This is a genomic window from Arthrobacter sp. 05T47 (assembly GCF_056395825.1).
Genome location: NZ_JBFTKG010000021.1, coordinates 14,320 through 25,976, shown reverse-complemented (window position 1 = coordinate 25,976; position 11,657 = coordinate 14,320). Strand labels below are relative to the sequence as shown.

Sequence of the window (11,657 nt, the reverse complement as noted above, 5' to 3'; positions counted from 1 at the left end):
GCACTTAGTCGCAGGACTGAGTTACAGCAGCGACTAATAACTAAAAACCAGCAGTAGACGACCAGCTATGAGGTACCGAGTTTGTCCCGTCCCGCCAGCACTGTCCCGCCCGGAAGACCCCCGACACGACGCGGCGCCCTGACGCCGACGCTGATCATCGTGGCCTTGATAGTGGTCGGGTTCATCTTCTTCGCCAACGTTTGGACGGATGTCCTCTGGTATCAGCAGCTGGGCTTCTTCGAAGTGTTCATGACCGAGAACCTGGCCAGGATCGGGATCTTCCTGGCAGGGTTCGCCGTCATGTTTACCGCCGTCTTCTTCGCCATCCGCGTGGCGTACCATGCGCGGCCGGTGTACGCGCCCGATTCGGAAATCCGGGACAACCTGAACCGCTATCAGGCCCAGCTCGAACCGGTCCGCCGCGTGGTGATGGTTGGACTTCCCATCCTCTTTGGCCTGTTCGCCGGCAGCGCCGCCGCAAGCCAGTGGCAAAAAGTCCTGCTGTTCCTGAACCAGGAGCCCTTTGGCCAGAACGATCCCCAGTTCGGCCTGGACATCAGCTTCTACCTCATGACCCTTCCGTTCCTCGGTTTCGTCACCGGGTTCCTCATCAGCGTCACGGTGGTCGCGGGCCTTGCCGGCATCCTCACCCACTACCTTTACGGCAGCATCCGGATCATGGAACGCGGGATCTTCACCAGCCGCGCCGCCCAGATCCACCTGGCTGTCACGGGCACAGCCTTCCTGCTGCTGATGGGCGTCAACTTCTGGCTGGACCGCTATTCCACAGTGCAGAACAACAGCGGGCGTTGGGCGGGCGCGCTGTACACGGACGTTAACGCCGTCATTCCGACCAAGGCCATCCTGGCAGTGGCCGCTGCGATCGTCGCCGTGCTGTTCATCGTCGCCGCGGTGATCGGCAAGTGGCGCCTTCCCGTGATCGGCACCGCCATGCTCATCATCACGGCCATCCTGGCCGGCGGCGTCTACCCGTGGGTCATCCAGCAATTCCAGGTCCGGCCTTCGGAGCAGACGCTGGAAAACCAATACATCCAGCGGAACATCGCCATGACCCGAGCCGCCTACGGCCTGGATAAGGTCCAGGAAAAGCGGTACAACGCCACCACTGCCGCCACCACCGGCGCGCTGGCCCCCGATGCGCAAACCACCGCCAACATCCGTCTGCTGGATCCGAACCTGATCTCGGATGCCTTCTCCCAGCTGGAGCAGTACCGGCCCTATTACCAGTTCCCCAGCGCCCTGAATGTGGACCGCTACGAGATCGACGGCAAGATCCAGGACACGGTCATCGCCGTCCGTGAACTCAACCCGGACGGGCTGGCCACCAACCAGCAGTCCTGGCTGAACCGCCACGTCGTCTACACCCACGGCTATGGCGTCGTTGCGGCCAAGGGCAACAAGTTCACCGTGGACGGTAAACCGGACTTCCTGCAGTCCGGCATCCCGTCCAACGGCGCACTCGGCAACGATTCGACGTACCAGCCCCGTATTTACTTCGGCCAGGACTCACCCGACTACTCGATCGTGGGCGCCCCGGCCGGCGCCGCGCACCGCGAGCAGGACCGGCCCGCGGGCAAGGAAGGCGACGCCGAAACCCAGTACACCTTCACCGGCAACGGTGGCCCGAACGTCGGCAGCTTCTTCAACAAGATCCTCTACGCGATCAAGTTCCAGTCCTCGGACCTGCTGCTTTCGGACGGCGTGAACGCAGAATCCCAGATCCTCTACGACCGCAACCCGCGGGACCGCGTCGAGAAGGTAGCGCCCTACCTGACCGTGGACGGCAACCCCTACCCCGCCGTCGTCGACGGCCGGGTGAAGTGGATCGTGGACGGATACACCACGAGCCCGTACTTCCCGTACTCGCAGCAGGAGCAGCTCTCCGCCGCCACGGCCGACTCCCAGACCGCCGCGAACCGGACGGTAGCCCTGCCGAACAGCACGGTGAACTACATCCGCAACTCGGTCAAGGCCACAGTGGATGCCTACGACGGCTCCGTGACCCTGTACGCCTGGGATGACCAGGACCCGGTGCTGAAGGCGTGGGAGAAGATCTTCCCGACGTCGGTGAAGCCGTATTCGGAGATGTCCGGTCAGCTCATGAGCCACGTGCGGTACCCCGAGGACCTGTTCAAGGTCCAGCGCGAGCTCCTGGGCCGCTACCACGTGACCAATCCGGACAGCTTCTACACCAACATTGATGCCTGGTCCGTTCCGAACGACCCGACCGTCAAGGACGAGGTCAAGCAGCCGCCGTACTACATGTCACTGAAGATGCCCGACCAGGACAAGCCCGCGTTCCAGCTGACCTCCTCGTTCATCCCGCAGGTGGTCAACGGCAACGCCCGCAACGTGCTCTACGGCTTCCTGGCCGCGGACTCCGACGCAGGCAACCAGAAGGGCGTCAAGGCGGACAGCTACGGCCAGCTCAGGCTCCTGCAAATCCCGCCGGAAACCCAGGTCCCCGGCCCCGGCCAGGCGCAGAACAAGTTCAACTCCGACCCCACCGTTTCGCAGGCCCTGAACCTGCTGCGCCAGGGTGCCTCCGCGGTGCTCAACGGCAACCTCCTGACGTTGCCGGTAGGCGGCGGCATGGCGTACGTCCAGCCCGTCTATCTGCGCTCTACGGGTGAAACCTCCTACCCGACGCTGCAGCGCGTCCTGGTGGCGTTCGGCGACAAGATCGGGTTCGCACCCACGCTGGATGAGGCACTGAACCAGCTGTTCGGTGGAAACTCAGGTGCCGCGGCAGGGGACTCGGCCAACAAGGGGCAGACCCCGGCCACGCCCACCACGCCCGGGGGCACGCCGGCAGCGCCTGGCACCACCGACGCGAAGGCGGAGCTGAAGGCCGCCCTGGACGACGCCAGCGCCGCGATAAAGGCCGGCCAGGACGCCCTGGCGAAGGGTGACTTCGCGACCTACGGCGACCAGCAGAAGAAGCTGGCCGCGGCGCTGCAGAAGGCGCTCGAGGCCGAGGCGAAGCTGGAAACCCCTGCGCCGGCCGGTACAGCCACGCCGGCGCCGTCCGCCAGCCCGTCGGCGACGGCGGGCGGCTAGCCCCGCGCGGAGCCGGTCCCAGGCCGTACGCAGACCACAGGCCGGGTTTGCCCTCCACAGAGAGGGCAGGCCCGGCCTGTGGCGTTCGACGGCGGCTACCGCGGGCGGCGAGATGCACATCACGTCACCTCGATTTGGCCTCAAGTTCACCGGCAGGTAGAGTTGATCTTGCGACGCGGGGTGGAGCAGTTCGGTAGCTCGCTGGGCTCATAACCCAGAGGTCACAGGTTCAAATCCTGTCCCCGCAACTGGAGAAAAGGTCCGGAACACTGGAAACAGTGTTCCGGACCTTTTGCTTTAAGCGCCGCGGGCCCGCCCCGGATGCGGTCCGGGGGCACTTTTGGCACGGACGCGCCGAGGAGGCTGGACGCAGGGGCCGGAATGGTGTCCAAAGGAGCCCCGGTCGGCCGGCGGCCATCCCCGATTGCGCCCACCAGGGCTAGGAATGGGGCAGTGGTCAGGGCGGCCCGGAAACTAGGGTAGAGTTGATCAAGCGACGCGGGGTGGAGCAGTTCGGTAGCTCGCTGGGCTCATAACCCAGAGGTCACAGGTTCAAATCCTGTCCCCGCAACCAAGGAACACCAGCAGGACAAACTGGAAGATAAAGGATAAGGCCCGGATCTGATGATCCGGGCCTTTCCTGTTGCCCCCGCGGACTGCTACCTCTGCAGGTGGCCACTTCTTCCGCGCGGCGCAACCCGGTCCGGAACTCATGGGCCCGGGTTGCCGGTCGTCTGCCGGTCGTCAGCGTCGTCAGCCGTCCTTGAGCCGCTGATATGTGGCCAGGGCACGTGCCCGGGTCTCAGCAAGGTCCACGATGGGTCCAGGGTAGCCGTTGGCGGCGTCAGGGGCCTTCCAGGGCTCGTGGACCGCCTTGTCGTCCAGGCCGGCCAGCTCGGGGATGTATCCGCGGAGGTAACGGCCGGCGGCGTCGAACTTCTTGCTCTGCGTGACCGGGTTGAAGATCCGGAAATACGGCGAGGCGTCGGCACCCGAGCCCGCCACCCACTGCCAGTTGGCCGGATTGCTCGCGGCGTCGGCGTCCACCAAGGTGTCCCAGAACCAGGCCTCGCCCAGCCGCCAGTCCGCCAGCAGGTTCTTCACCAGGAAGGACGCGGCCGCCATGCGCACGCGGTTGTGCATCCAGCCGGTCTGCCAGAGCTGGCGCATGCCGGCGTCAACCAGTGGATATCCCGTGTGGCCCTGCTGCCAGGCTTCCATCTCGTCTCCCGACGGCGGCTGCCACTGAAAGCCGTCGAATTCCGGCCGGTAGTTCCGCGTCGCCAGGTCAGGATTCTCGTACAGCAGCTGCCAGCAGAACTCCCGCCAGCCAAGCTCGGAGCGGAAGACGCCGACGTCGGCCGGTGCGCCCGGCGGAAAACTGTCCCGCAGCGTGTGCCAGATCCGGAAGGGGCTGATTTCGCCAAAGCGCAGATGCGGGGAGAGCCGGGACGTGCCTTCGACCCCGGGAATGTCACGGCCGGTGCCATATTCCGCTGCCGGCCCCTCCACGAAATCCATCAGGCGGCCGTGGGCGCCGGCTTCTCCGGGTGTCCAGGTGCCAGCCAGCCCCGTGCTCCAGTCGGGGTCGCGGGGGAGCAGGCCCCAGTGCTCGAGCGTGTCACCGGCCGGTGGTCCGCCGGCACCGCTGGCTGCCGGAGCAGGCAGCCGGTCCGGGGCGGCCAGCGGTTGCCGGGGCTCGGCGCCGGCCAGGCAGGCCTTCCAGAACGGCGTGAAGACTTTGTAGGGCCCCCCGCTGCCGGTCCGGACGGTCCATGGCTCAAACATGAGGTTGGCTTGGAAGCTGGTGGCCCTGATGCCCTCCTCAGCGGCCCAGCTCTTCAGGCCGGCGTCGATGCTGCGCTCGGGCTCGCTGTACCGGCGGTTCCACAGCAGCGTGTCGGCAGAGGTGTCCGCGGCGAGGTCTTTGATGATCCCCTCGGCCGGGCCGCGACGGAGCACCAGCCTGGACCCCAAGGCCTCCAGCGCCGCGGCGAGCCCGGCCAGGGAGTGGTGGAGCCACCACTTGACCGCCCCGCCCAGGGGCCGGACGCCGGGAGACTCCTCATCCAGGACGTAAACGACGGTCAGTGGCGTGCCCAGGGACGCGGCCTCCGACAGTGCGGGATTATCGTCCAGCCGGAGGTCGTCGCGGAGCCAGACAAGGGTCGAAGACATGAAACCACGGTACACGCGCGGCCGCGGGTACCGTGCAATGGCGGTAACGGTGCGATGGCAAGGGCCGGCCCCCGGCGGGCGAACCTGGAGTCAGGCTCACCCGTCGGAGACCGGCCCTGGGTCTAACGTGCGTGCGGGAGGCACTTCCGGCAAAGTCCGCCGGAGGGTTCAGGTCAGAGCTTGTCGAAGTCTGCCTCGTCCACCGTGGAGTCGGACGCAGCCTGGGTGGCGCCCGTGCCGATGGCTGCGGGGGAGCCGCCGGACTTCAGCGCCGCCAGCCGGGCTTCGATCTCGGTCTGCTCGCCCAGGTCCTCCAGTGAATTGAACTGGGCGTCCAGGCTCGAGGCGGCGAGCTCCTGCTGGCCGCGGACCTTGGCTTCCTCGCGGCGGATCTTCTCTTCAAAGCGGCCCACCTCGGACGTGGGGTCCATGATGTTGATGCTCTTGAGGGCGTCGTGGACCTGGCTCTGTGCCTCGACGGTCTTGGACCGGGCCACCAGCTCATTGCGCTTGCTGGTCAGTTCGTTGAGCTTGCCCTTCATCTGGTCCAGGCCCTGCTTGAGCTTGTCCACCACCTCGGACTGGGAGGCGATGTTCGGCTCGGCGGCCTTGGCCTCGTTCTCGGAGGCGATCTGGCGCTGCAGCGCAACTTTGGCCAGGTTGTTGAACTTCTCGGCGTCACCGGCGTCGCCCTTGGCGCGGTATTCATCGGCTTTGCGCGACGCGGCGAGGGCCTTGTTGCCCCAGTCGTGGGCGTTGCGGACGTCCTCGTTGTAGTCGTCCTGGAGCATGCGCAGGTTGCCAATGGTCTGGGCCACGGCGGACTCGGCCTCCGCGATGTTGTTCGTGTAGTCACGGACCATCTGATCCAGCATTTTCTGCGGATCCTCGGCCTGGTCCAGCAAAGAGTTGATGTTGGCCTTTGCCAGCTGGGCCATTCGGCCGAAAATGGACTGCTTAACCATGGTGTTACCTTTCGTCCTGCTCCGATATTTCACTGAATCCAGTGATCAGATGATGTGTGTCGCTTCTAGTCGCTGTCCGCCGGTTGTGGCCGGCGCGTGGTCTGTGGTGAATCGCATTCCTGTTTCCCGTTGCTGTTTCAGGTCCGGGGGCGGCAACGGGGTCAGAAACTCCCGGAGTCGCCGCCGCCAAAGTCGCCGCCGCCGCCAAAGTCGCCGCCGCCACCCCAGCCTCCGCCGGAATCGTCGCCGCCCCAGCTACCTCCGCCGCCACCCCAGCCTCCACCGCCTCCGCCGTGGAGGATTGAGTTGATGAGGATTCCGCCGAGGATCGCCCCGCCGAGCCCGCCTCCGCCGCTGCCACCGAACATCCCGCCACGGCCATAGCCCTGGTTGGTGTAGCCGCCGAACTGGTCAACATCGGACTGGGCCAGCTGCGCGGCCTGGGCCGCCAGCGCGTAGGCCTGCTGGGCGTACTGCAACGCGGTGACCGGGTCGGTGCGGGAGATGGACAGCGCATAGTCCAGGTTGCGCTGGGCTTCCGCCAGGCGTGTGCGGGCGTCGGTGCCCACGCCGCCGCGGCGGGCGGTGATGTAGTCCGACGTCGCGCTGATCTGGGCCTGGGCCGACATGATGCTTTGCTGCAGTGACGCCTGGGCGCGGCGCGCCTGTTCCTGCTGGTCGCGGATTCCGCCCAGCGACTGGTCGAGTGTCTGGTGCGCCGCTTCGACGCGTTCCAGGGTGGCGATGGGATCGATCTTGCCGCCCTGGATTTCTGCCTTCACCTGGGCCAGCGCTGCCTCCACTGCGGCCACCGGACCGGAAAGCTCCGGATGGGCGCCCGACTGGAGCATCGCTTTCGCCTGGGCCAGGTCCTGGGCAGTGTCGACGACGGCGGATTCCAGGCCGCTGCGTGCCTCATCGAGGCTGCCAGCCACCTTGGTGATGGCCCCGATCAGCACGTTGGTCTGGTGCAGGCTCTCCTCGGCCGCACGCACAGCCACCGCGGCAAGGCCGTTCTCGCCGGCGGCGAGCTTTTCCTGCGCCGCGGTTGAGGCGTTCTGCACGAATTCGAGGCGTTCCTTGGCCTGCTTGATATTGTCCGCAACCTGGACCAGGGCGCTCTCGGCGTACTTGGCGCGCAGGTCCGTCAGCGATTGTTCGGCGCTGGCGATCTTGGCCTCGGCTTCGGCGGCTCCGGCACCGACGGCGGCAAGGGCCTGCGGGGCGTTTTTCTCCAGCTCCCGGAGGGAATCGAAGTCCGCCTTTTGCTCCTGCAGCGATGCCAGGGCTGCCTCGGAGCGGCGGATGATTTCGCCAAGCCAGCTCCGTTGCTGCTCTTCGGTGTCGGGGATGTGGTCGTCCAGCTGCTGCTGCAGCTTGAACGATTCCGTCATGTGCCCCTTGGCCTCCTGCAGCGCCTTGGTGAAGTTGCCCACCGCCGAGTCACCGTATTGGGCCTGGGCGAATCCAAGTTCCTGTTCGCTGGACTTGATGGCGTCATCGGCCTCGATCAGCAGCGAATCGCTCTTGCGGCGTAGTTCAGCAACGGTCAGGCCCGCCAGTGGATCGAGCTCTGCACCCTGGGGTCCGTAGGACGCTCCGGCACCCTTGCCGGCCTTTTTCCGGCGGTTGCGGAAGTACAGGTAAGCTCCGCCACCTGCCGCGGCCACGACGCCGACTCCCACCAGGACGGCGCTGCCCGCGCCGGCGTCGGAGGGCACAGTGCCGCTGCCGCCGCCCGCCGCGTCGCCCACCGCACCAGCGGTATCAATGGCCGCCTGCGCGAAGTCGCGCTTCCCGCCGGCCAGGTTCGGGACTATGGCGTTCTGGGTGATGTTGGACGTCTTGGGGTAGATCGCACTGGTCTTGGCGGGGGAGAAGTAGTAGTGCCCGTCGTCGGACATGGTGAGGATGACGTCGGCCTTGCCCATGCCCTTGTTCGTGGCAACGGCCGTGGCCCACGCCGTGGGGTCGGCAGGGTTCTCGAAGGTCTTTGCCGTAATGACATAGAGGTTGTACTTGTGGTCCTTCAGGAGCTTCTGGATGGCGTCCTGGACCTCGGCCTTGCGGCCGCCGAGCACGTTGCCGCTGTCCACGATGTTCTGCCCGGACGGAATAGTCACCGGATCTTCGGCCAAAGCTGGAGCGGCGGGGAGCGCCAGCAATCCAGCGACGCCGAGGACGGCGAGGAAACGATTCAACTTAGACCGCATGTGCAACCCTTCAGCACTTCTGGGACCGGTTCGGTCGAACCAGCCGTCACAGAAAGCAGCAGCGCCCCCACGCAGATGTAAAGCCGCAGGTCGCTGTGGCATTTCCATTTGATTCTATGGTGCACCCAAATGGCAGTCCACCTAGGGGAATATGCCACCAGCGAAACGCGCCTAAACTGGGAAACACAGGCCTGCAGGCCGCAAGCTATCCGTTCAGGAACCTCCCAGCAAATGTCCGCTCTAGTGTCAGCCAGAGCGTCCATAGTTATAGGCAGACGAGGATGAAAGGAAGTCTCATGACTGAGAACCCAGTGCCGGGTGCGTCACCGGAGCCGACACCACAGAACCGGGAACCGGCGGCAGCGCAGGAGGGATCACCGGAGCAGACGCATGCTGTTGGTGCGTCCGAGGCGGCGCCCGGTAGCCCGGCGAGCCCGGCACCTGAGAACCCGACCCTCCGGCTGGACCGCGCCGAGGACGGCGCGCCGCGTCCGGTCTACCAGCAGCAGCCCTCCGAGCCCCAGCGCTCCGCCGCGGATACCCAGCAGTTCGGCGCACCCGCCCAGCAAAATTCAGCCCAGAATACTCAGGCCCCGATCAATCAGGCCCAGCAGACGGGCCCTTACGGCGGATCGCCCCAGCCCGGCCAGGGACACGGCCAGCCCGACCAGCCCACCCACCCGCCTTACGGCCAGGCCCAGTACGGCCAGGCCCAGTACGGACAGCCGCAGTACGGCCAGTCCCAGTACGGTCCTGCACCCTACGTTGCCCACTCCGGTGGCCAGCCGCCGCAGGGGCCGTCCTATCCTTCCGGCTCGAGCTTTGCGAACAACCCGGCGCATGCCCCCAAGCGCAAGGCAGCCTTCGGCGTGCCGACCCTCGTGGCCAGCATCGTGGCGGCCGGCCTGATCGGCGGCGGCGTAGTGGCCGGCGGCAACGCCCTGCTGGCGGACCGTTCGTCCACGGCGGCCACAAGCAGCACCACCCAGGCAGGGCCGGTGATCGTCAACAACCGCGAAGACGTCAACGCCATCACCGCCGCCGCCCTCAAGGCTTCTCCCAGTGTTGTGACCATCAAGGCAACCAGCGGCAGTGACGGCGGCACCGGCAGCGGAATCATCCTCGACGCCGAGGGCCACGTGCTCACGAACACCCACGTCGTCACCCTCGACGGCAAGGCCGCTAACGCCACCGTGGAGGTCCGGACGAGCGAGGGCAAGGTTTTCTCCGCGAAAGTCGTCGGCACTGATCCGCTCTCTGACCTCGCCGTGATCAAGATCGATAATCCCTCGGGCCTGGTCCCGGCAACGCTGGGCGACTCCGGGAAGCTCAACGTCGGGGACACCGCCGTCGCCATCGGATCGCCGCTTGGACTCACCGGCACGGTCACGGACGGCATCGTCTCGACCCTGAACCGGACCATCAGCGTGGCGTCCTCGGCCGCGCCGAAGAACGGTGCGGACAATTCCCAGGGCGGTGACCAGGGCTTCCAGTTCGCGCCTCCGGGCGGCGGCCAGACCCCCAGCACCGCTGATCAGGGATCCATTTCGATCAACGTCATCCAGACCGATGCGGCCATCAACCCAGGCAACTCCGGCGGCGCGCTGGTGAACACCAAGGGCGAAATCATCGGCGTCAACGTCGCGATCGCCTCCGCCGGCGGCGACTCGGCCACCGGCAGCAGCAGCGGCAACATCGGCGTGGGCTTCAGCATCCCGATCAACAACGCCAAGCGCGTGGCCCAGGAGATCATCAGCAACGGCAAAGCCTCGCACGGGCAGTTCGGCGTCAGCGTGAAGGCCAAGGCCGCAGGCTCGTCCTCCTCAGGGTTCTCGGTGGGCGCCGAGGTCGCGACCGTCGAGTCCGGCTCGGCCGCTGACAAGGCCGGCGTCAAGGTTGGCGACGTCGTGACGAAGTTCCAGAACCTGACCATCAGCGATCCCAACCAGTTGACCGCAGCAGTGCGCGAACAGGCGGCCGGTGCCACGGTCAAGGTCACGGTCCTGCGCGGCGGCCAGCAGAAGGATCTCGACGTTACCCTCGGCACTGCACCAGAACAGTAGAACCAGAACAGTAGAACCAGAACAGTAGAACCAGTGCAGTAGAACCAGAAAAGTAGAACCACTGCAGTAAAAAGCACGGCAGGCAGTGACAGCAAGGCCGGGCCGCACCGAATGTGAAATGGTGCGGCCCGGCCTTTTTGCGTGCCGGTCCTCTGCCGGTGGGGACTGGTGGTCCGGCTTGCCCGTCGGGGCGCTGACACAGGCGTTAACCGTGGCCGCGTTGCAGGGCAGCTATATGGTTAGCTAGGAACAGCCCGGCTGCCGGGCGTTCCGTGGCCATGACCCCGCCAGGGGCGGCTATCCACCCGCATGGAAGGCTGCTGTAGACACAGTGGAAGAAACTTTGAAAATCATTGTGCTGGTCAAGCACGTCCCGGATGCGCAGTTCGACCGCCACCTCACCGGCGGGGCCAACACCGTGGACCGCTCCGAAAGCATCCTGTCCGAGCTGGATGAGTACGCCCTGGAGGCTGCGCTGCAGCTGACCGAGGCCCGCGGCGGGGAAGCTGCCGGCAACAAGGTCATCGCCCTGAGCATGGGCCCGGCCGGGGCCGTCAATGCGGTCAAGAAGTCCCTCCAGATCGGCGCCAGCGAAGGCGTGCACCTTAGCGATGAGGCCCTTGCCGGTTCCGACGCCGCGGCCACGTCGCTGGCCCTGGCCGCCGCGATCCGCCACCTTGGCGCGGACGCCCCGGCGGACCTCATCATCACCGGCATGGCCTCCACGGACGGGGAGACCTCGCTGGTCCCTGCCCAGCTCGCTGAGCGGCTGGGGCTTCCGCAGGTCACCTTTGCCGCATCGCTGGAGCTCGACGCCGGCAAGCTCACCGCCCGCCGCGACGGCGACACGCACGCGGACACCATTGAGGCCGACCTGCCCGCCGTAGTGTCCGTCACCGACCAGATCAATGATCCCCGGTATCCGAACTTCAAGGGCATCATGGCGGCGAAGAAGAAGACCATCACCACCTTGAGCCTGGCCGACATCGGCGTTGACGCGGCCCAGGTGGGCGCGTCCGGTTCCTGGACCGTCGTCGAGACCGCAGAGGCCCGCCCGCCGCGCACGGCCGGCACCATCATCACGGACGAAGGCGACGCCGGCATCCAGCTGGTCGAGTTCCTGGCCGCCCAGAAGCTGCTCTAAGGGGATTAACCGA

The 11,657-nt window shown here is 66.3% G+C and carries 6 protein-coding genes and 2 tRNA genes; 5 read left to right on the top strand and 3 right to left on the bottom strand.

The window, feature by feature from the left end:
• Positions 1-81 precede the first annotated feature (81 nt).
• From AC1DEY_RS14855 to AC1DEY_RS14845, 3 genes are all read left to right on the top strand, one after another.
• Positions 82-3,081, top strand: a complete 3,000-nt coding sequence (locus tag AC1DEY_RS14855; protein ID WP_476868605.1) for a UPF0182 family membrane protein — start codon at positions 82-84, stop codon at positions 3,079-3,081.
• Between the two features lie 174 nt (positions 3,082-3,255).
• Positions 3,256-3,329: transfer RNA gene (locus AC1DEY_RS14850), tRNA-Met, on the top strand.
• A 249-nt stretch (positions 3,330-3,578) separates the two neighbouring features.
• A tRNA-Met gene (locus AC1DEY_RS14845) sits at positions 3,579-3,655 on the top strand.
• Between the two features lie 179 nt (positions 3,656-3,834).
• Here the strand turns inward: AC1DEY_RS14845 and AC1DEY_RS14840 are convergent.
• From AC1DEY_RS14840 to AC1DEY_RS14830, 3 genes are all read right to left on the bottom strand, one after another.
• Entirely contained in the window at positions 3,835-5,259 is a 1,425-nt protein-coding gene (locus tag AC1DEY_RS14840) for a cryptochrome/photolyase family protein (RefSeq protein WP_476868604.1), read from the bottom strand.
• Between the two features lie 173 nt (positions 5,260-5,432).
• Positions 5,433-6,224, bottom strand: coding sequence for a PspA/IM30 family protein (locus AC1DEY_RS14835; protein WP_476868603.1), 792 nt, complete (start codon positions 6,222-6,224; stop codon positions 5,433-5,435).
• Positions 6,225-6,385: 161 nt separating this feature from the next.
• Positions 6,386-8,437 carry a TPM domain-containing protein gene (locus tag AC1DEY_RS14830; RefSeq protein ID WP_476868602.1) on the bottom strand — a complete coding sequence of 684 codons (2,052 nt, stop codon included), beginning with the start codon at positions 8,435-8,437 and terminating at the stop codon, positions 6,386-6,388.
• A 296-nt stretch (positions 8,438-8,733) separates the two neighbouring features.
• Between AC1DEY_RS14830 and AC1DEY_RS14825 the strand changes: the two genes are divergently transcribed.
• Positions 8,734-10,500, top strand: a complete 1,767-nt coding sequence (locus AC1DEY_RS14825; RefSeq protein ID WP_476868601.1) for a S1C family serine protease — start codon at positions 8,734-8,736, stop codon at positions 10,498-10,500.
• A gap of 343 nt (positions 10,501-10,843) precedes the next feature.
• Complete coding sequence (locus AC1DEY_RS14820) at positions 10,844-11,644, top strand: electron transfer flavoprotein subunit beta/FixA family protein (RefSeq protein WP_476868600.1); 801 nt, start codon at positions 10,844-10,846, stop codon at positions 11,642-11,644.
• Positions 11,645-11,657 lie beyond the last annotated feature (13 nt).